Origin of the sequence: uncultured Rhodoblastus sp. (genome assembly GCF_903903185.1) — a bacterium.
Taxonomy (GTDB): Bacteria; Pseudomonadota; Alphaproteobacteria; order Rhizobiales; family Beijerinckiaceae; genus Rhodoblastus.
On sequence record NZ_CAIUXT010000210.1, the window covers coordinates 1 to 20,287 of the forward strand.

A 20,287-nucleotide genomic window follows, 5' to 3' on the forward strand; every position below is an offset into this window, starting at 1 on the left:
ACAAGCTGCAGGCCAGCGGCATCAGCCTGTCCGGCGGCCAGCAGCAGCGCCTGTTCATCGCCCGCACCGTGGCGATTCAGCCCGAAGTCATCCTGTTCGACGAACCCTGTTCGGCGCTCGATCCGATCTCCACCGCCAAGGTCGAGGAATTGATCGACGAGTTGCGGGCCGAATATACCATCGCCATCGTCACCCACAACATGCAGCAGGCGGTGCGCGTATCGCAATATACCGCGTTTATGTACCTTGGCGAACTGGTCGAATTCGGACCGACCGACAAGGTTTTTACTGCGCCGACCGAGCGCCGCACCCAGGATTACATCACGGGCCGTTTCGGCTGACGCCCGCTTGAGAAAGCCCAGACAGGAATTGCCCAAATGGCCGAACATACCGTCAAATCCTTCGACGCCGAACTGGAGACGCTCGACCGCTACATTGCGGAAATGGGCGGCATAGCCGAAAAAATGCTGGCCGACGCGATGGACGCCCTTGCCGGCATGAATAGCGAACTGGCGCAGAAAGTCGTCGCCGCCGATCCGCGGCTCGATGGGCTTCAGCGCACGGTCGAGGATTTCGCCGTGCATACCATCGCCAAACGGCAGCCGCTGGCGGTCGATCTGCGCGAGATCATCGGCGCGATCCGCATTTCCGCCGATCTGGAAAGGATCGGCGACCTCGCCAAGAACATCGCCAAACGGACGACCAAGATCGCCGGCGAATCGCGCATTCCGCGCAGCGTCGTGGGTCTGAAGTCGATGCACGACGTCGCCGCCACGCAATTGAACGATGTGCTCGACGCCTTTGCGCAGCGCGACGCCGAACGCGCCAGGGCGGTGTGGAAACGCGACGCCGAACTCGACTCGCTCGAAGACTCGGTGTTTCGCGATCTGCTCACCTTCATGATGGAAGACCCGCGCAACATCACCTTCTGCACCCACCTGCTGTTCTGTTCAAAAAACCTGGAGCGGGTCGGCGACCACACCACCAACATCGCTGAAACCGTCGTCTATATCGTCACCGGGGAATCGCTGCCGGTCGAACGTCCGCGTGGGCTCGATTCCGCTTCGCTGGCTTGAAACCGGCGGGGCGCACGGGCGGCGCATGAATGGGGAGCCTTGCGAATTTAATGAACGAAACGCGCGCATCGATCGTCGGAGCCGCCTCGCCGGGCGGGGCGCCCCGCATTCTGGTCGTCGAGGACGAGTCGGCGCTGTCGCTGCTGCTCGCCTATAACCTTGAAGCCGAAGGCTATGTCGTCGAACGTGTCGAACGCGGCGACGAGGCCGAGTTGCGGCTGGAGGAGGCGGCGCCCGATCTGGTCATTCTCGACTGGATGCTGCCGGGCGTGTCCGGCCTCGAAATCTGCCGCCGCCTGCGCGCCCGCGAACTCACCCGCACCCTGCCGGTGATCATGCTGACGGCGCGTGGCGAGGAAGGCGAAAGGGTGCGCGGACTGTCGGTCGGGGCCGACGATTATGTGGTCAAACCGTTTTCGGTTCCCGAACTGATGGCGCGAGTGCGCGCACTTTTGCGCCGGGCGCGGCCGGAGCGTGTGGCGGTCAAGCTGGTCGCCGGAGATCTGGAGCTCGACCGGGAAACCCGCCGGGTGCGGCGCTCGGGCCGCGACGTCCATCTCGGCCCGACCGAATTCCGCCTGCTCGAATATCTGATGGAAAAGCCTGGACGGGTATTCGCCCGTTCGCAATTGCTCGACAGCGTCTGGGGCTTTTCCGCCGAGATCGACGAACGCACGGTCGATGTCCATATCGGCCGGCTACGAAAAGCGCTGGCGCAGGACGACGAGGAAGACCCGATCCGCACGGTGCGCGGCTCCGGCTACGCTTTCGACGAGACTTTTGGCCGGGGTTGAAACTTTAACCGGATGATTGCGTCGGCGCGACTTCGTCCCACCAGGCGAGCAGCGCTTCGAGCGAAAAGTCGAGGGTCCCGGCGAAATCGCCGGCAAAACGCCGCCACTCCGCCTCCCGCTTGACTGCGACGCCGATCAGCGTCGGAATCCCCGCGCAGGCCGCCGCGCCGATTTCGGCGAGAAAGCCGCCGCCCTCGGCTTCGGCGCGACCGAAGCGGCTGATCAACAGCAGGTCCGGGGCGCAGACGAGACTTTGCGCGAGCAGGACCGCCGCTTCGGCGAGGGCGCCGCTGTCGAGCCGGCAGCCTTCCGAACAGGCGCCGAGATTTTGCATCAGGTCGATCTGACGCCCGGTTTCGATATGGGTGGCGTAAATCGTTTCGGCACAGGGCGATTGCACGATGCCACCGACGCGCCCGCCGCGGGCCTCGACGAGCCCCCGCAATTGCGCAATCAGCGCGTCGATCGGCTGGCCCTCGCCATAGACGACGGCGGCCAGACGTTGCGTGCTGTTGTTTTGCGCGCTCATGCCGCCGAACCCTTGCGGATCGTGAACAGCCAGGCGCCGTCGGCCTCGGCGCGCGCCTCCAGCGTGTCGCCGGTCTCCCGCAGCAGGTTGGGCAGGTCGATGACGCTGAGCGGATCGGTGCAGGCGACCTCTACCCTGTCGCCATGCGCGAGCGAGCCGAGCAATTTGCGGGTCTTCAGCACGGGCAGCGGGCATTTCAGGCCGCGCAGATCGAGTTTATGCAAGGGTTTCGTCCTCATCGCCGCCCACCGCCAGCAGATTTCGCGCCTGTAACAGATCGTCCGGCGTATTGATGTTGAAAAACGGGTCGCGCGCGCGAAAAACCCATTCGACCTTTGCCACGTCATATCTTTGCTGGAACTGGCCCACCTTGCGCAACCCCTCGGCGGTCAGGGCGTGGCGCAAGTCGTCGCGCAGGCGCGTCGGCCAGAGCGCGACGACGGGATGCGCGCGCCCGCCCGAGGCCGCGCAGGCGAGCCCGTCTCTCTTTTCCGACGCCGCCTCGGCCAGCCGCGCGGCAAGATCGCGGGGCAGGAAAGGGCCGTCGCAGGGCAGGCTGAGGACATGGCTCAGGCCATGGACGGCGGCGTAATCCAGCCCGGCGAGCACGCCGGCCAGAGGTCCGGAATGGCCAGGCAGGGCGTCGGCGAGCAGCGGCAGGCCGAATGGCGCGAACGCCTTGGCCGCTTCGGGCGTCGCCTGGTGCAGATTGATCGCCAGGGCGTCGCATTGGTCGCGGGCCCGGGAAATCACCGCCTCGATCAGGCTGGAGCCGCCGATTCGCGCGAAAGGCTTTTGCGCTCCCTCCATGCGGCGGCCCAAGCCCCCGGCGAGGATCAATCCGAGAATGAGCGTCTTGTCGCCGCGCATGTTTTGTTCCATCGCCCGCCGTCATTGCGAGGAGCGAAGCGACGCGGCAATCCAGCGGCTGCGGCGACGCTCCGGACCTTTGTCTCGTTATCGGATCGCCCCACGTCGCGATCCGTCATTGCCCTTTAGCAAAATCACGTATAAAGATATGTTTATATCTATTAGACAGGCCGATGCCCGAAAACCAGCCCGCCACGCTCTCCGACGCCCTGACCAGCCTCGCCGCCATTGGCGAGGAAACGCGGCTGCGCGTCTATGCGCTTTTGTCCGAGGCTGAACTGGCGGTCAATGAACTTGTGGCGATTCTCGGCCAGTCGCAGCCGCGCGTGTCGCGCCATCTCAAACTCCTGCTCGAAGCCGGTCTCGTCGAGCGGCATCGCGAGGGCGCCTGGGCTTTTTTCCATGCGCTGGAAAAGGGGCCGGCCCCGGCTCTGGCGCGCGCCGTTCTCGCCAGACTGGCGGCGGACGATCCGGTTCTCGCCGGAGACCGGGCGCGGCTGGCCGAGGTCCGCGCCGCTCGCGCCGCGCAAGCGCAGAAATATTTCGCCGATCATGCGCCGTCGTGGAACGAGACGCGTCGTCTCCATGCGCCGGAGGCCGAAGTCGAGGCGGCGATTTTCGAGGCCGCGCTGGCGCAGCGCGCGCATTGGGGCCGGCTGCTCGATATCGGCTGCGGCGCCGGACGGATACTGGAGCTGCTGGCCCCGCGCGCGCAAATGGCCATCGGCGTCGATCTTTCGCCCGCCATGCTCGGCGTGGCGCGGGCGCAGCTCGAAAAGGCCGGCCTGCGCAATGTGCAATGGCGCCAGGGCGATATTTACGCGCTGCCGGTCGAGGCCGACACCGTCGATCTCGCCATCGTGCATCAGGTGCTGCATTATCTCGACAATCCGGCGCGCGCATTGCGCGAGGCGGCGCGCGCGCTGGCGCCGGGCGGACGTCTGCTGGTGGTCGATTTCGCGCCGCACCGCTGCGAAATCCTGCGCGAAAAACACGAGCATCGGCGGCTCGGCTTCCCGTCCGAGGAAGTCGCCGAATATTTGCGCCAGGCCGGACTCGAACCTTTGCTTCATCGCGACATCGCGCCCGGCGGCGACCGGGCCGAGGAAAAACTCACCGTATCCTTATGGCTGGCGCGCGATGCGCGCGACGCGGCCATTGAGAAGAACAGGGCCTGACCATGCAGGAAATCGTCCGGGAACCGAGGCGCAGCCGCCGCCATGACAAGCCGATCGACGTGTCGTTCGAATTCTTTCCGCCGAAGACGCCGGAAATGGAGGCGAACCTGTGGGAGGCGATCGCCCGTCTCGCGCCACTGGCGCCGAAATTCGTTTCCGTTACCTATGGCGCCGGCGGCTCCACCCGCGAGCGCACCCACGCCACGGTTTCGCGCATCCTGCGCGAAACAGGGGTGAAGCCCGCCGCCCATCTGACCTGCGTCGGCGCGACGCGCGCGGAGGTGGACGAGGTGGCGCGCGCCTATTGGGACGTCGGCGTGCGCCATATCGTCGCCCTGCGCGGCGATCCGCTGGGCGGGCTCGGCTCTGCCTATGTTCCTGCGCCGGGCGGCTACGCGACTTCGACCGATCTGGTGCGCGGCCTGCGCGCCATCGGCGATTTCGAAATCTCGGTCTCCGCCTATCCCGAGAAACACCCCGAGAGCGCTTCGTTCGATCAGGATATCGATGTGCTCAAGGCCAAGATCGACGCCGGCGCGACAAGGGCGATAACCCAGTTCTTCTTCGACAACGAGATCTATTTCCGCTTTCTCGACCGCGTGCGCGCCGCCGGAATCAAAATTCCGATCGTGCCGGGCATAACGCCGGTGCAGAATTTCCGCCAAACCGCCAATTTCGCGCGTAAAACCGGGGCCGGCGTGCCGGACTGGCTGGCCGAGCGTTTCGACGGGCTCGACGACGATCCGCAGACGCGACGGCTGATCGCCGCGGCGGTCGCGGCCGAACAGGTTTTCGACCTGCTCGATCGCGGCGTCGAACAGTTTCACTTCTACACCATGAACCGGGCCGATCTGGTCTACGCCATCTGCCACCTTTTGGGGCTGAGGGCGAGGGCGGGAGAAGCGGCGCAAGCTAGCCAGAGCTCCGTCATGAGCTGAGCGCAGCGAAGCAATCCAGACCGCCATGCGGCCACTGGATTGCCGCGTCGCTTAGCTCCTCGCAATGACGGCTTCGAGAATTCCGCAACGATTGTCGGCCAATCGCAGGACTGAAAACATGACCTCGAACAAAAACAATCCCTCCGAAGGCCAGACCGCGCTCCAGGCGCTGACCGAAGCGGCGCGCGAAAAAATCCTCGTGCTCGACGGCGCCATGGGCACGATGATCCAGCAGCGCAAATTTTCGGAAGCAGATTTTCGGGGCGAGCGTTTCGCCGACTGGCCACGCGACCTGCGCGGCAATAACGATCTGTTGATCCTCACGCAGCCCGACGCCATTCGCGAAATCCATCTCGCCTATTTCCAGGCGGGCGCCGATATCGTCGAGACCAACACCTTTTCCTGCACCACCATCGCCCAGGCCGATTACGGCATGGAATCGCTGGCGCGCGAACTGAACGTCGAAGGCGCGCGGCTGGCGAAGCAAGGCGCGATCGAGGCGGAAAAACGCGACGGCAAAAAACGTTTCGTCGCCGGCGCGCTGGGGCCGACCAACCGCACCGCGTCGATCTCGCCCGACGTCTCCAATCCCGGCTTTCGCGCCGTCACTTTCGATGAATTGCGCGTCGCCTACAAAGAAGCCGCGAGCGGATTGATCGAAGGCGGCGCCGATATTTTATTGCTCGAAACCATCTTCGACACGCTCAACGCCAAGGCGGCCTTGTTTGGCATAGACGAGGCGTTCGAGGAAAGCGGCGTGACCTTGCCGGTAATGATTTCCGGCACCATCACCGACCTGTCGGGACGCACCCTTTCCGGCCAGACGCCGGCGGCGTTCTGGAATTCGCTGCGCCACGCCAGGCCCTTTTCCATCGGCCTCAACTGCGCGCTCGGCGCCCGCGAAATGCGCGCCCATATCGCCGAACTTTCGCGCATCGCCGAAACATTCGTCTGCGCCTATCCCAATGCCGGACTGCCCAATGAATTCGGCCTTTACGACGAAAGCCCGGAGGCCATGGCGGAACTGGTCGGCGAATTCGCCGACTCCGGCCTCGTCAATATCGTCGGCGGCTGCTGCGGCACCAGCCCGGCGCATATTCACGCCATCGCGAAGCGCGTCGCGGGCATAAAGCCGCGCGATATTCCGGCGATCGAACCGCTGTTGCGGCTGTCGGGTCTGGAGCCCTTCACGCTCACGTCCGACATCAAATTCGTCAATATCGGCGAGCGGACCAATGTCACCGGCTCGGCGAAATTCCGCAAATTGATCAAGGCCGGCGATTTCGCCGCAGCGCTCGACGTGGCGCGAGACCAGGTCGCCAATGGCGCGCAGATCATCGACGTCAACATGGACGAGGGCCTGCTGGATTCGCAAAAGGTCATGGTCGAATTTTTAAATCTCGTCGCCGCCGAACCGGATATCGCGCGGGTTCCGGTGATGGTCGATTCCTCGAAATTCGAGGTCATCGAGGCGGGCCTCAAATGTCTGCAAGGCAAGCCGGTGGTCAATTCGATCTCGCTCAAGGAAGGCGAGGAAAAATTCGTCGAGCAGGCGAAGACCGTGCGCCGTTACGGCGCCGCCGCCGTGGTGATGGCCTTCGACGAACTGGGGCAGGCAGACACGTTCGAACGCAAGATCGAGATTTGCACGCGAGCCTATAAAATCCTCACCGAAAAAGTCGGCTTCGAGTCGCAGGACATCATCTTCGATCCCAATGTCTTCGCCGTGGCGACGGGCATCGAGGAGCATAATCATTATGGCGTCGATTTCATCGAGGCGACACGGGCGATCCGCCAAACCCTGCCGCACGCCCATGTGTCGGGCGGCGTGTCGAACCTGTCGTTCTCGTTTCGCGGCAACGAGATCGTCCGCGAGGCCATGCACAGCGTTTTCCTCTATCACGCCATCGCCGCCGGCATGGATATGGGCATTGTCAACGCCGGCCAGCTCGCGGTCTATGAAAAGATCGATCCGGCGCTGCGCGACGCCTGTGAGGATGTGGTGCTCGACCGGCGGCCCGACGCCACCGAAAGGCTGCTGGCGCTCGCCGAGCAGTTCAAGGGCAAGAGCACGGAGACGCGGGAGAAGGACGCCGCCTGGCGCGAGGCGGGCGTCGATGCGCGGCTCGAATATGCGCTGGTCAATGGCGTCGCGGACTTCATCGACGTCGATGTAGAAGAGGCGCGGGCTCGCTCATCGCGCGCGCTCGACGTGATCGAGGGGCCGCTGATGGACGGCATGAACAAGGTCGGCGACCTGTTCGGCTCGGGAAAAATGTTTTTGCCACAGGTGGTCAAATCGGCGCGGGTGATGAAGGCGGCGGTGGCCTATCTCCTGCCCTATATCGAGGCGGCCAAGGCCGAGGGCGACCGCAGGAACGCCGGAAAAATCCTGATGGCGACGGTCAAGGGCGACGTGCACGATATCGGCAAGAACATCGTCGGCGTGGTGCTCGCCTGCAACAATTTCGAGATCGTCGATCTCGGCGTGATGGTTCCGGCCAGCCGCATTCTCGAAGAGGCGCGCAAGCACAAGGTCGATATCATCGGACTGTCCGGCCTGATCACGCCGTCGCTCGATGAAATGTCATATGTGGCAAGCGAAATGCAGCGCGAGAAATTCGATATTCCGCTGCTGATCGGCGGCGCCACCACCTCGCGCGTCCACACGGCGGTCAAGATCGCGCCCAATTATCTGAGCGGGCAGGCGGTCTATGTCACCGACGCCAGCCGCGCGGTCGGCGTCGCGCAGAGCCTGCTCGGCATGGACCGGGAGAAAGTCCAACAGGACCTGCGCGCCGACTATCTGCGCGTTGCGCAAGCCCACGCCAAGGCGGAAAGCGAAAAGCAGCGCGTGCCCTTGTCGCGGGCGCGGGCCAATGCGCTGAAAATCGACTGGAGCGTCTATGCGCCGCCGCGTCCGACTTTTAACGGAATAAGGGTCCTGTCCTCGCTCGATGCGGCGGAGCTGATCCCCTATATCGACTGGACGCCGTTCTTCCAGACCTGGGAGCTCAAGGGCCGCTTTCCGAAAATCCTTGAGGACGAGAAGCAGGGAGAAGCGGCGAAAGCTTTGTTCGAGGACGCGCAGAAAATGCTCAAGCGCATCGTCGAGGAGCGCTGGTTCAACCCCAAGGCCGTGCTCGGCTTCTGGCCGGCCAATGCGGTCGGCGACGACATCGCCTTGTTCACCGGCGAGTCGCGGGTCGAGAAACTGGCGACGTTGCATGGCTTGCGCCAGCAACTCGCGCGCCATGACGGCAAGCCCAATGTCGCGCTCGCCGATTTCGTCGCGCCGGTGGACAGCGGCAAGCCGGATTATCTCGGCGCCTTTGTCGTCACCGCGGGCGCGCAGGAGAAGAAGATCGCCGAAAAGCTCTCCCGCGCCAATGACGATTATGGCTCGATCATGGTCAAGGCGCTGGCCGACCGTCTGGCCGAAGCTTTCGCCGAATATCTGCACGAGCGGGTGCGCAAGGAATTCTGGGCCTATGCGCCGGACGAAAAGCTTTCGAGCGACGAGCGCATGGCGGAAAAATATCGCGGCATAAGGCCGGCCCCGGGCTATCCGGCCCAGCCCGACCATACCGAAAAACAGACCATTTTCGACCTTCTCAAAGCCGAGCGGCGCATCGGCGTGTCGCTGACGGAATCATTCGCCATGCTGCCGGGCTCCTCCGTCAGCGGCCTCTATTTCGCGCATCCGCAAGCGCATTATTTCGGCGTGGCCAAGATCGAACGCGATCAGGTCGAAGATTATGCGGCGCGCAAAAACTTGGGCGTGGCGGAGGTCGAACGCTGGCTCGCGCCGGTGCTCAATTACGCGCCCACGAGGTGATGGCGCGGGGGCCTCGCCCATGAATTTTTGCGAAAGTTTCGCCCCGGTCGCGCGGCCTGACGCGCGCATGCTCGTTCTGGGCTCGCTGCCCGGCGCGGAATCGCTGCGGCGGGGCCAATATTATGCGAACAGTCAGAACGCCTTTTGGAAAATCCTTGGCGAACTGGCCGGGACGGCGCCGGAGTCGGCCTATGAGCAAAGGCTTGAGGCGCTGCGCAACGCCGGTCTGGCGCTTTGGGACGTTTGCGCGGCGGCGCGGCGGCAAGGCAGTCTCGACTCGCAAATCAAGGATGTGCGGCCGAATGATTTTAAAGGGTTTTTGCTCGCCCATCCCGCTATTGCGCTGATCTGCTTCAACGGACAGACGGCGGCAAGGCTGTTCGAGCGTCACGTCGCGCCCGACTTGCCCGTCGAGGCGCGCGCGATAACGCGGAAAACGCTGCCATCGACGAGTCCCGCCCATGCGGGGATGCGCTTCGAGCAGAAACGGGCGCTGTGGCGCGCGGCGCTCATGCCGCCGGAGGCAAATTCTTGATAAGCGCCAGCAAGGTCTCCACCGTCGAGACATCGGCTATTCCATCCACCAGCGCGGGGCGAAAATGGCGCTGAAAGGCGGCGACGACATCGCGCGTCGCCTCGTCGTAGACGCCGTTCGTTTTCACGCCATAGCCATAGGCCGCCAGCATCGCCTGAAGCGCCGCGACCGGCGGACCCATCGCGCCCAGCGCATAGACGGGACCGGGGCGGATCGGCGCCGGGGCGACCCAATGGCCGATTCCGGCCTCGTGAAGGCGCGGCCAGGGAAAGATTTCGCCGGGATCGATCTTGCGGTCCGGCGCTATGTCGGAATGGCCGAGAATGCGCTCGGGCCGAACCGCCAGGCGGGCGGCGATATCGCGGCACAGGTCGATCGTCGCGGCGATCTGCGGTTCGGGAAAAGGTGGGGCGCCGCCGAATATTTCGTGGGGACGGGACGGCAGGCCATCCCTATGGCCCGGATTGACGATTTCAATGCCGATCGAGCGGGAGTTCAGGTCGCTCTCGCCGGCCCACAGGCTTTTGCCGGCGTGCCAGGCGCGGCGCGATTCCGACGCCAATTGCCAGACTCGTCCGTCCTCCCAGACCAGATAATGGCAGGAGACCTGCGCCGTCGGGTCGCACAGCAGCGCCAGCGCCGCCTCGCCGGACGCCATGCCGGTATAATGCAGCACGATGGCGTCAATCGGCGCGAGACGCTCGCCATGATTGGGCGAACAGTGGCAGCGCTCGACCAGCGCGCTGTCAGGAGTCATCCAGCGCACCTTCCGGCCCAGCGCCGCGAACCCAAAAGCAGCGGCCCGTCAGACGGGCCGCCTCGAAAGCGTCGCGTGTTTGGGAAAAACTCAATAATACCAGGACACGCAATGGCGGCGGCCCCAATCGTCGACGACGAATTCGGCGCAACGGCGGCGCGGCGGCGGCGCGGTATTGGCGCCGATGATTCCGCCCGCCGCAGCGCCGATCAGGCCGCCGGCTAGGGCGCCGCCGGCGCGGCCCGAGGCCAGTCCGCCGATGGCCGCGCCGGTGGCGCCGCCGATCAGCGCGCCGCCGACCGCGCGATCCTGCGGGTTGTAGCTGTTGCAGCCGCTCAGGGCGAGAGCGCTCGCCAGAGCCGTGGTCAGCAAAATGGTTTTTTTCATCCGACATCCTCCAGAGCGCAAAAAGTTTTGCGGCAGCCAGCCCGGCCAGCGATTCCGCCTCGACCGCTTGTTGTCGTAAAGCATCGGGACGAAAAATTCACCCCCTCGGGCGCGGGATTTGCGGTCTGTGACATTTTGATCAATTTCCCCGCCAACGAGGCCGGCGGGGCGCCAAATCTGCTCGTCGAACGGATTTTTGTGAATCCCGAATTCGCTTGACGCGCGGCCCCCGGCTGTTAAGCGGGGGAAGTCAGTCGGCTGGATGGCCGCCTTCCCGCGAGGGAAGGAGGAAAGTCCGGGCTCCACGGAGAAACGGCGCCGGATAACGTCCGGCGGGGGCGACCCCAGGGAAAGCGCCACAGAAAGCAAACCGCCTCCGGCAAGAAAGTTTCCTGCCGGCGGTAAGGGTGAAAGGGTGCGGTAAGAGCGCACCGCGCGGGCGGCGACGTCGGCGGCAAGGCAAGCCCCGCCGGGAGCAAAACCGAATAGGGACGACAGGGTTCGCCCAGCCTTCTCCGGGTTGTCGTCCGGGTTGGTTGCTGGAGACGGCCGGCAACGGCCGTCCGAGATGAATGGTCATCGCGCGCCATTTTTTTCCGCTCGCTCCGGCATACGCCGACCGCTCGCGGAAAGGATGGCGCCTTACAGAACCCGGCTTACAGGCCGACTGGCGCTTTTCTTCCCGCTCCAATCTTCCCGCCGGAAGCCCCCTCGGGGGCCGGCTTCAAACCGCCGCCGGCGCACGCCGGCGCCGCCAGCCGGCGAGACCCAGAGCGCCAAAGCCCGCCAGCATCATCGCCCAGGTCGAGGGCTCCGGCGCGGCGGCGAAGGCGGCATGCGTTCCGATATAGGCCTGAGCGGCGGCGGTCGGATGGATATGATCCCAGAACAGATAATCGTCCGGCTTGGGGCAGGCGACGCCGCCGCCGGTATAGGGGGAGGCCGGATTGGGGGGCGAATAGCAGGCGCTTGTCGCGTCGGTGAAGCCATAGGCCTTGGGATTGGCGGCCACCTTGCCGATAAGGCCGAACGTGTCGAGGTCATAGACCGTCAGGCCCGCGGCCTCGACGGGCGCGAGATCGCTGAACAATTGCTGGTTGTAAAACAGGGCGAGCGCGGTCGCGCCGGCCGAAGCCGCCGCGCCGGCCGCCCGGAAGCCCGGGGTCAGGCCGAGATCGGGCACGTCGAACACCACCAGCCGGCGCGCGCCCTCCGCGAGCAGGGCCTTGGCCGCATCTGCCTCCGCCTGGGCGGCGCCGGCGGCATAGGTCAGGGCGGTCGCGGCGTCGACGCCCGATGAAAGAATGTCGAGCAGGTCGTTGGCGCCGATCGAAAACGTGTAAAGCGCGTTCGACGGGGCCTTGCCGCCGAGTTTCGACGAGAATATCCCGACCTGCTGCGCCAGGGTCGGGACCGGCGTGGTCGGATCGAGCGTCGGCGTGAAGCCGGTGGTCGCGCCGCCGAAGGCGTAATCGTTGCCGCCGGCCAGAGAGGGCCCCAGCGTCCCGAGGCCGAGCGCGGACGAGAGCACCTGGGTCCAGACCGGCCCGTTGCTGAAGCTTCCGCCCGAATAGGGGGGAGCGGGCTGGTAACCCAGCGCGCTCACCAGCCCCCCGGTGGCGATGAACACATTGCCGGCGTCTGACAGGCTGTCGCCGAACGAATAAAGCGCGCTATAGGGCGAGCCGGCGGCGGCGGGCGCCGCCGCGGCAAGAAGCAAAAAGCCGGCGAAAACCGTTGAACGTGCGAACATCCTGCATCCCCCCAATGTTGACGGAGTTCAGGCTAGCCAATGTCCGCAGGCGCAACAAGCGACTTGATCGCAAGGCCGGGGCAAAAACTCCGGCGCGCGGGCGCGCCCGTTTCGCGAATCCTCAACTTCCGTCCGTCACGTCAACAGGTTCTTAACGCTAACGATGGTTTAATCGGCTTCGATCAAGAGTCCCTGAGGCCGCCCGCGCGCGCGTTGACGCTTAAAATGCCGCATGTTAGCCCACACCACCCTGTTTGCGGCGCTTCGCGCGCCGGTTGGGCGGCGCCCTTTGGCGGCCGCCGTCGAGAGCTTGTCCGCAAGCTTGGAAATCTGGAGCCGGGCCACGGCGTTTGTGACCTTCCTTCCCGCCGCGCCGCGACCTTTTCTCGCGGGAGGCCGTTCATGAGCGACGCTCCCCATGTGCCGGTGCTGGCGGCGGAGGCGCTGCAAGCGCTGGCGGTCGGCCCGGGCGGCATTTATCTCGACGCCACTTTCGGCGCCGGCGGTTATTCGCGCGCCATTCTCGCGCTCGGTGGCCGCGTGCTGGCGCTCGACCGCGATCCGGCCGCCATTTCGGCCGGGAAGGCGCTGGTCGAGGCGAGCGGCGGGCGGCTGACGTTGGCCGGCTCGCGCTTCTCCCAAATGGAGCAGGCGGCGCGCGACAATGATTTTGGGCGTTTCGACGGCGTCGTGCTCGACATTGGCGTGTCGTCGATGCAGATCGACGCGCCGGAGCGCGGCTTTTCCTTTCGCTTCGACGGGCCGCTCGACATGCGCATGGAAGGCGCAGGGCGCAGCGCCGCCGATCTGGTCAACGAGCTGGAGCAGGACGCGCTGGCGGACCTGCTCTATCTTTATGGCGAGGAGCGCGCGTCGCGCCGGATCGCTCGCGCCATTGTCGCCGAGCGCGAAAAGGCGCCCATCGTCACCACCGGGGTTCTGGCCGAGACGATCCGCCGCGCCAATCCGGGCAAGCCGAATGAAATCCATCCCGCCACGCGGTCGTTCCAGGCCCTGCGTATCGCCGTCAACGAGGAGCTGGACGAGTTGACCAAGGCGCTGGCGGCGGCCGAACGGCTTCTGAGGCCCGGCGGCAGACTGGCGGTGGTGACCTTCCATTCGCTCGAAGACCGCATCGTCAAGCAGTTTTTCGCCGGCCGCGCCCATCGCGGCCATGCGGTCTCGCGTCTGCTGCCGGGCGAAGTCGCGCCGCCGCCGCCGACTTTCGCGCTGTCGGGCCGCCAGCCGGTCACGCCCGGTCCGCGCGAATGTCATGAAAACCCGCGCGCCCGGTCAGCCAAATTGCGATGGGCGGAGAGAACAGGCGCTCCGGCTCCGGGTCTTGCCCCGATCGAAACGAAGGGACGCTGAAATGTTGCGCATTCTCAACGTTCTGGCGATCGTGGCGCTGGTCGGTTCCGCCGTCTATGCCTATTCGATCAAATACGCCACGCTTTATCAGGCCGAGAAAATGGCCAAGCTCAAGCGCGAATTGCAGAGCGAGACCGATAATGTCGCCATGCTGCGCGCCGAATGGTCGCATGTCGCCAATCCAGTGCGCATCGAGGCGCTGGCCGACAAATATCTCGGCGGCCAAGTGATGCAATTATCGCAGATTTCCACGGTCGCCGGCCTGCCCGACAAGGCGGCGCGCGGCGACGAAATCGGGGCCAAGCTGGCGGATCTCGGTCTCGCGGAGCCGACCAATACGCCGGCCTCCTTCGCCTCGGCGACGCCCGCCGCGCCAAATGCGTCGAAGGCCGCCGGCGCCGCGCCCAAGTCTTCCGCCGCCGCGCCCAGGCCGGCCGCCGCCGCGCCCAAGCCGCCAGTCGCCGTACTCAAAGAAGGGAGATGAGGATGCAACTCGACTCTCCCGCTCATGAGCCCGAAATCCTGACGCCGGACTTGGGCGCCGACGCCGGTTTTCCAACGGCTGCGCCGCCGCTGCCCGCCGTCGTTGCGCCGCCCCCGCCGCCCGCCCCGCGCAAAAAGCGCGTGCTCGGCGTCAAAGCCTGGCTGCGGGATCTGCGCTCCACCCATTTGTCGAAGAGCTCATTCCGCATCCGGCTGGTCGCGGCGCTGTTCGCCGCGCTCTATCTGTTGTTCGTCGGCCGTCTGGCCTGGTTCGGCCTGAAGCCGGAACAGCATTCGGCGCGGCGCGAGGCCTCCGAGGCGGTTTCCGCCGCGCGGCCCGATCTCGTCGACCGCAATGGCGAAATCCTCGCCACCGACGTCAAGGTCATGTCGATCTTCGCCGAACCGCGCCGCATCATCGACAAGGACGAGGCGACCGAACTGATCACCGCCATCCTGCCAGAGGTCAACGCCCGCGAATTGCGCGAAAAGCTCGGCTCGCGCAAAGGCTTCGTCTGGGTCAAGCGCGAAGTCACGCCGGCGCAGCAACAACAGATTTTCCGCCTCGGCCTGCCCGGCGTCGGCTTCATGCCGGAAAACAAGCGCGTCTATCCCAACGGCCCGCTCGGGGCCCATGTGCTCGGCTTCACCAATTCCGACAATAACGGCATTGCGGGAATTGAGAAATATGTCGATGGCCAGGGTCTCGCCGATCTGCATGGCGCGGGCTTCAACCTGACACCGGAAAATCTCGCGCCCATCGCCCTGTCGCTCGACATGCGCGCCACCCACGCTCTGCGCGACGAACTTACCCACGGGATGGAGCGCTTTCAGGCCAAGGCCGCCGCCGCGGCCATTCTCGACGTCAATACCGGCGAGGTCGTCGCCGAGGCCTCGCTGCCGGATTACGATCCCAATAATCCGACCGATGCGCTCAAGAACAACAACATCAACCGGCTCACCGTCGGCGTCTATGAAATGGGCTCGACCTTCAAGGCGCTCACCATCGCCATGGCGCTGGACTCGGGCCGGGTCAATCTCAACACCCGCATCGACGCCCATGGCCCGTTGCACGCGGGCCATAGTCTGATCCACGATTATCATCCGGAAAACCGGCCGCTCTCGGTTCCGGAAGTATTCACCTATTCGTCCAATGTCGGCACGGCGCGCATGGCGCTGATGGTCGGCGTCGAAGGCCACAAGGCGTTTCTGCGCAAGATGGGGCAGTTGGACCGGATGCGCACCGAATTGCCGGAAAACGCCGAGCCGATCGTGCCGCGCTACTGGAAAGAGGTCTCGACCATGACCATCGCCTTCGGCCACGGCCTCGCGGTGGCGCCCTTGCAGGCGATGATGGCGGTGGGGGCCCTGAGCAATGGCGGCTATCTGATCACGCCGACCTTCCTCAAACGTCCGGCCGATTTCGACAAGACCAAGGCGCCGCATGTGGTGCGCGCGGAAACATCGGAATCCTTGCGCTATATCATGCGGCTCAACGCCGAGATCGGCACCGCCAAAAAGGCCAATGTTCCCGGCTATTTCGTCGGCGGCAAGACCGGCACGGCGGAAAAGGTGGTCAACGGCCATTATTCCAAGAACAAGCTATTCACCACATTCATGGCGCTGATTCCGGCCGACAAGCCGCGCTATCTGCTAATGACGGTGATGGACGAGCCGCAGGGGCGGGCCGAGGACGGCCATTACGCCACGGCGGCCTATAATGCCGGTTATGTCACCGGGCGGCTGATCGAAAGGGTCAGCCCGATTCTCGGTCTCGAACCGCATCTCGAATTGCCGGTCCAGCCTTTTCCGTTGCTGGCGCGCATGGGCTATGGCTTTGCCAATACGCCCGCCAGACCAGGCGGGGGAGAACATTGATGCGGCTCGACGCCCTCTTGCCCGAAGCGCCCGAGGCCTTCCGCGCCCTCGACGTGACGGGCGTGACCGCCGATAGCCGCGCGGTCGCCCCGGGTTTCCTGTTCTTCGCCCTGGCCGGCGCCAAAGCCAATGGTCTTCAGTTCGCGTCGCAGGCGCTGGCGGCCGGGGCCTTGGCAATTGTCGCCGAGCGCGCGCCTTCGGGCGATCTGGCCGCCGGGCCGTTCATAGCGGTCGCCGACGCGCGCAGAAAGCTGGCGCTGGTCGCCGCCGCGCTTTATTCGCGCCAGCCCGAAACCATCGTCGCCGTGACCGGCACCAGCGGCAAGACCTCGGTCGCCGATTTCACCCGCCAGATTTTTTCCGCTTGCGGCCATGCCGCCGCCTCGCTCGGCACCATCGGGGTAATCAAGCCCTCGGGCGCGGTTTACGGCGCGCTGACCACGCCCGATCCGGTCCATCTGCACCGGACGCTCGACGCTCTGGCCGCCGAGGGCGTCAGCCATCTGGCGCTGGAGGCTTCGTCGCATGGGCTCGACCAGCGCCGGCTCGACGGCGTGCGGCTGTCGGCGGGCGCCTTCACCAATCTGTCGCGGGATCATCTCGACTATCACGCCGGTCTCGAAGATTATTTCTCCGCCAAACTGCGGCTGTTCGACACATTGCTCCAGCCCGGCCAGGTGGCTGTGGTCGCCGCCGACGGGGATTTTTCGCCGCGCGTGATCGAGGCCTGCCGGGCGCGGAACTTGCGGGTGTTTTCGGTCGGCGACAAGGGCGAGGGAATTCGGCTCGCGGGCGTTGCGACCGAGGGTTTTGCGCAGCGGCTCGAACTGGAGCACGAAGGCAAGGCGTATCGCGTCAGACTGCCGCTCGCCGGCGGCTTCCAGGCGGAAAATGCGCTGGTCGCGGCGGGTCTGGCGCTTGCCGTCGGTTGCCCGGCCCAACAGGTTTTCGCGGCGCTGGAAACTTTGCGGGGCGCCCCGGGGCGGCTGGAATTTGTCGGCGAAAAAACCTTCGCCTCTGAAAAAACCGGAGCGCCGGTGTTCGTCGATTACGCCCACAAGCCCGACGCGCTGGAAAAGGCGCTGGCGGCGCTCAGACCCTTCGCGCGGAAAAGGCTGATCGTGGTGTTTGGCTGCGGCGGCGACCGCGACGCCGGCAAGAGGCCGCTGATGGGCGAAATCGCCGCGCGCGGCGCCGATGTCGTCATCGTCACCGACGATAATCCGCGCAGCGAGGACGCGGGCCGGATTCGCGCGGAAATTTTGCGGAATGCGCCGGGAGCGATTGAGACCGGCGACCGCGCCGCCGCCATTCGCGAGGGCGTCGCGCTGCTGCAACCGGGCGACGTATTGCTGGTCGCCGGCAAGGGACATGAATCGGGGCAGATCGTCGGCGGTTCCGTGCTGCCCTTTTCCGATCGCATCGAAGCGCGCGCGGCGCTCGGGGAGTTTTCGGCATGAGCGCGTTGCTGTGGAGTGGACTTGGGCTGGTCGCCCCGCTTCGGGCGCGCGTCTCCGGCGCCGTTCCCGAGGGCGTGACCGGGATTTCCATCGACACGCGGACCTTGCGGCCGGGCGAATTATTCTTCGCCATCAAAGGCGCCAACAGCGACGGACATGATTACGTCGCCGGCGCCTTTGATCGCGGCGCGGCGGCGGCCGTGGTCGACGAGGCGCATGCCGATTCCCTTGCCGGGTTCGGCTCGCTTTATGTCGTCGATGACGTGCTCAAATCGCTGGAGGGCCTCGCGGTCGCCGCCCGGACGCGCAGCCGGGCGCGAATCATCGCGGTAACGGGTTCGGTCGGCAAGACCTCCACCAAGGAGGCCTTGCGAAAAGTGCTTTCCGCATCCGGGCCGACCCACGCCTCCGACAAGTCCTATAACAACCATTGGGGCGTGCCGCTGACGCTGGCGGCGCTGCCCGAGACGGCGCGCTACGCCGTTTTCGAGATCGGCATGAACCATGCCGGCGAGATCACGCCGCTGGTCGCCATGGTCCGCCCCCATGTCGCCATCGTCACCAATGTCGGGCCGGTTCATCTGGAAAATTTCGCCAATGTCGAGGGAATCGCCCAGGCCAAAGCAGAGATTTTCGCAGGCCTGGTCAAGGGCGGCGTCGCCATCTTCAATCGCGACGTCGAGACGTTCGGGATTCTGGAGGCGGCGGCCACGGAATCGCCCGCCGGCCATATTCTGACTTTCGGCGCTCAAGACGGTGCCGACGCGCAATTGCTGAACTTCGACGGGCAGGATAATTTTTCGCGGATATCCGCGCGCATCCTCGGGCAGGAGCTGAACTTCAGCCTCGGCGCGCCGGGCCGGCATCTGGCGATCAACGCCCTTGCGGTGCTGCTCGCCGCCCGCTCCGTCGGCCTCGATTTCGCCTCGGCCGCCAAGTCGCTGGCGTTGTTCGCCTCGCAGCAGGGGCGCGGGTCGCGCGAAAGACTGCGGTTCGACCGGCAGTCGTCGGAAAGTGAATTCCTGCTGATCGACGAGAGCTACAACGCCAATCCAGCCTCGATGGAGGCCGCCATCGAAGTGCTTGGCGCGGCGAAAGTCGCGGGCGAAGGCCGCCGCATCGCGGTGCTCGGCGACATGCTGGAGCTTGGCCCAACGGCGGCGGACCTGCATGTTGCGCTCGGCGAGGCGCTTTTGCGCCATCGTGTCGATCTGGTTTTCGCCGCCGGTCCGCTGACCCGCCATCTTTTCGACCAGCTACCTGAGCAAAAGCGCGGCGGTTGGGCGGAAGACGCCGCCCGGCTCGAACCGCGCGTCGTCGAGGCTCTGGCGCCCGGCGACATCGTGATGGTCAAGGGTTCCAACGGCTCCCGCATGCATGCGCTGGTCGCAGGCCTCAAGGCCCGCTTCGGCGCGCGCGAGACGCTGAAGATCGAGGACTGACAGCATGTTCACCTGGCTCGCGGAACTGTCCCATCATTTCGGTCCGCTCAACGTCTTTCGCTACATCACCTTTCGCGCCGCCGGGGCTGCGGCGACGGCGCTGGCCATCGTGTTTTTCTTCGGCCCCTCGATCATCGCCTCGCTGCGGCTCAAGCAGGGCAAGGGCCAGCCGATCCGCAGCGACGGTCCCCAAAGCCATCTGGCGAAAAAGGGCACGCCGACCATGGGCGGGCTGATGATTCTCGCCGGCACGGCGGCCTCCACCGTGCTCTGGGCCAATCCGAAAAGCGCCTATGTCTGGATCGTGCTGTTCGTCACCTTGGGTTTCGGCTTGATCGGATTTTACGACGATTATCTCAAGGTCACCAAGCAGAACCACAAGGGTTTTTCCGGTCGCCGCCGCCTCGCCGGGGAGGCCGGAATCGCCCTTCTCGCCGCCTGGTTCATGATGTGCGCCTCGGCGACCGCGCCGGTGACGTCGCTGGGCGATTTTTTCCACGCCTTCATCGCGCCCTTCGTCGCCTCGGCGCCGGCGACCAAGCTGGCGGCGCCCTTCATCCACGGCTGGATCGTCGATCTGTCCTGGCTGTTCCTGCCTTTCGCCGGTTTCGTCATCGTCGGGTCCGGCAATGCGGTCAATCTCACCGACGGTCTCGACGGTCTCGCCATCGTGCCGGTGATGATCGCGGCGGGGACTTTCGCGATCATCGCCTATCTCGCCGGCAACGAGATTTTCTCGCATTATCTCGGAATCAATTACGTGCCGGGCGCCGGCGAACTGACGGTGATGTGCGGGGCGATGATCGGCGCCGGCCTCGGCTTTCTTTGGTTCAACGCGCCGCCGGCGCAGATTTTCATGGGCGACACCGGCTCTTTGGCGCTGGGCGGCATGCTCGGCGCCATTGCGGTGGCGGTCAAGCATGAAATCGTGCTGGCGGTGGTCGGCGGCCTGTTCGTGATGGAGGCCTTTTCGGTCATCGTCCAGGTCGCCTCATTCA

Annotated in this window: 19 protein-coding genes and 1 other RNA gene; 14 read left to right on the plus strand and 6 right to left on the minus strand. The window is 65.2% G+C overall.

Annotated features, from left to right (window positions below):
• The 3 genes from QZY01_RS18410 to phoB form a co-directional block, all read left to right on the plus strand.
• A partial coding sequence (locus QZY01_RS18410) for an ATP-binding cassette domain-containing protein (protein WP_294540105.1) occupies positions 1 to 341 on the plus strand: 341 nt, incomplete at its 5' end.
• Positions 342 to 377: 36 nt separating this feature from the next.
• Positions 378 to 1,076, plus strand: a complete 699-nt coding sequence (phoU, locus tag QZY01_RS18415) for a phosphate signaling complex protein PhoU (RefSeq protein WP_294540107.1) — start codon at positions 378 to 380, stop codon at positions 1,074 to 1,076.
• Positions 1,077 to 1,126: 50 nt separating this feature from the next.
• Complete coding sequence (phoB, locus tag QZY01_RS18420; RefSeq protein ID WP_294540109.1) at positions 1,127 to 1,870, plus strand: phosphate regulon transcriptional regulator PhoB; 744 nt, start codon at positions 1,127 to 1,129, stop codon at positions 1,868 to 1,870.
• Positions 1,871 to 1,874: 4 nt separating this feature from the next.
• On the opposite strand, the gene QZY01_RS18425 is transcribed toward phoB, so the two are convergent.
• Genes QZY01_RS18425 through mobA form a run of 3 tightly spaced genes read right to left on the minus strand, consistent with a single transcriptional unit; the run spans position 1,875 to position 3,269 of the window.
• Positions 1,875 to 2,399 carry a DUF2478 domain-containing protein gene (locus QZY01_RS18425; protein WP_294540110.1) on the minus strand — a complete coding sequence of 175 codons (525 nt, stop codon included), beginning with the start codon at positions 2,397 to 2,399 and terminating at the stop codon, positions 1,875 to 1,877.
• On the minus strand, positions 2,396 to 2,638 hold the full coding sequence (locus QZY01_RS18430) for a sulfurtransferase TusA family protein (RefSeq protein WP_294540111.1): 243 nt from the start codon (positions 2,636 to 2,638) through the stop codon (positions 2,396 to 2,398). The genes QZY01_RS18425 and QZY01_RS18430 overlap by 4 nt, the downstream gene beginning before the upstream one ends.
• Positions 2,616 to 3,269 carry a molybdenum cofactor guanylyltransferase MobA gene (gene mobA / locus QZY01_RS18435; protein WP_294540113.1) on the minus strand — a complete coding sequence of 218 codons (654 nt, stop codon included), beginning with the start codon at positions 3,267 to 3,269 and terminating at the stop codon, positions 2,616 to 2,618. Before mobA ends, QZY01_RS18430 begins: the two co-directional genes overlap by 23 nt.
• Positions 3,270 to 3,442: 173 nt before the next feature.
• On the opposite strand from mobA, the gene QZY01_RS18440 reads away from it, so the two are divergent.
• The 4 genes from QZY01_RS18440 to QZY01_RS18455 all read left to right on the plus strand — a co-directional run bounded on the left by QZY01_RS18440 (position 3,443) and on the right by QZY01_RS18455 (position 9,758).
• On the plus strand, positions 3,443 to 4,447 hold the full coding sequence (locus QZY01_RS18440) for a metalloregulator ArsR/SmtB family transcription factor (RefSeq protein WP_294540115.1): 1,005 nt from the start codon (positions 3,443 to 3,445) through the stop codon (positions 4,445 to 4,447).
• A gap of 2 nt (positions 4,448 to 4,449) precedes the next feature.
• A complete protein-coding gene (gene metF / locus QZY01_RS18445) occupies positions 4,450 to 5,385 on the plus strand; it encodes a methylenetetrahydrofolate reductase [NAD(P)H] (RefSeq protein WP_294540117.1) in 936 nt (311 codons plus the stop codon).
• Between the two features lie 118 nt (positions 5,386 to 5,503).
• Positions 5,504 to 9,223, plus strand: coding sequence for a methionine synthase (gene metH, locus QZY01_RS18450; protein WP_294540119.1), 3,720 nt, complete (start codon positions 5,504 to 5,506; stop codon positions 9,221 to 9,223).
• Between the two features lie 19 nt (positions 9,224 to 9,242).
• The gene (locus tag QZY01_RS18455) at positions 9,243 to 9,758 is read left to right on the plus strand and encodes a DNA-deoxyinosine glycosylase (protein WP_294540121.1); all 516 of its coding nucleotides are present in this window, start codon (positions 9,243 to 9,245) and stop codon (positions 9,756 to 9,758) included.
• Here QZY01_RS18455 and QZY01_RS18460 read toward each other — a convergent pair.
• On the minus strand, positions 9,733 to 10,515 hold the full coding sequence (locus QZY01_RS18460; protein WP_294540123.1) for an N-acetylmuramoyl-L-alanine amidase: 783 nt from the start codon (positions 10,513 to 10,515) through the stop codon (positions 9,733 to 9,735). The genes QZY01_RS18455 and QZY01_RS18460 overlap by 26 nt on opposite strands.
• 90 nt (positions 10,516 to 10,605) lie before the next feature.
• Complete coding sequence (locus QZY01_RS18465) at positions 10,606 to 10,902, minus strand: glycine zipper domain-containing protein (protein WP_294540125.1); 297 nt, start codon at positions 10,900 to 10,902, stop codon at positions 10,606 to 10,608.
• 250 nt (positions 10,903 to 11,152) lie between these two features.
• Between QZY01_RS18465 and rnpB the strand changes: the two genes are divergently transcribed.
• Positions 11,153 to 11,577, plus strand: an RNA gene (rnpB, locus tag QZY01_RS18470) — RNase P RNA component class A.
• Between the two features lie 49 nt (positions 11,578 to 11,626).
• Here rnpB and QZY01_RS18475 read toward each other — a convergent pair.
• The gene (locus QZY01_RS18475; RefSeq protein WP_294540127.1) at positions 11,627 to 12,655 is read right to left on the minus strand and encodes an SGNH/GDSL hydrolase family protein; all 1,029 of its coding nucleotides are present in this window, start codon (positions 12,653 to 12,655) and stop codon (positions 11,627 to 11,629) included.
• Between the two features lie 402 nt (positions 12,656 to 13,057).
• On the opposite strand from QZY01_RS18475, the gene rsmH reads away from it, so the two are divergent.
• The 6 genes from rsmH to mraY all read left to right on the plus strand — a co-directional run.
• On the plus strand, positions 13,058 to 14,026 hold the full coding sequence (rsmH, locus tag QZY01_RS18480; RefSeq protein WP_294540129.1) for a 16S rRNA (cytosine(1402)-N(4))-methyltransferase RsmH: 969 nt from the start codon (positions 13,058 to 13,060) through the stop codon (positions 14,024 to 14,026).
• Between the two features lies 1 nt (position 14,027).
• Positions 14,028 to 14,510 carry a hypothetical protein gene (locus QZY01_RS18485; RefSeq protein ID WP_294540131.1) on the plus strand — a complete coding sequence of 161 codons (483 nt, stop codon included), beginning with the start codon at positions 14,028 to 14,030 and terminating at the stop codon, positions 14,508 to 14,510.
• A gap of 2 nt (positions 14,511 to 14,512) precedes the next feature.
• Entirely contained in the window at positions 14,513 to 16,387 is a 1,875-nt protein-coding gene (locus QZY01_RS18490; RefSeq protein ID WP_294540133.1) for a penicillin-binding protein 2, read from the plus strand.
• Positions 16,387 to 17,847, plus strand: a complete 1,461-nt coding sequence (locus QZY01_RS18495; RefSeq protein WP_294540135.1) for a UDP-N-acetylmuramoyl-L-alanyl-D-glutamate--2,6-diaminopimelate ligase — start codon at positions 16,387 to 16,389, stop codon at positions 17,845 to 17,847. The genes QZY01_RS18490 and QZY01_RS18495 overlap by 1 nt, the downstream gene beginning before the upstream one ends.
• Positions 17,844 to 19,289 (plus strand): UDP-N-acetylmuramoylalanyl-D-glutamyl-2,6-diaminopimelate--D-alanyl-D-alanine ligase, encoded by a 1,446-nt coding sequence (locus QZY01_RS18500; RefSeq protein WP_294540137.1) that lies wholly within the window; start codon positions 17,844 to 17,846, stop codon positions 19,287 to 19,289. The genes QZY01_RS18495 and QZY01_RS18500 overlap by 4 nt, the downstream gene beginning before the upstream one ends.
• 4 nt (positions 19,290 to 19,293) lie before the next feature.
• Positions 19,294 to 20,287, plus strand: a 994-nt coding sequence (gene mraY / locus QZY01_RS18505; RefSeq protein WP_294540139.1) for a phospho-N-acetylmuramoyl-pentapeptide-transferase, incomplete at its 3' end; no start/stop codon positions are given.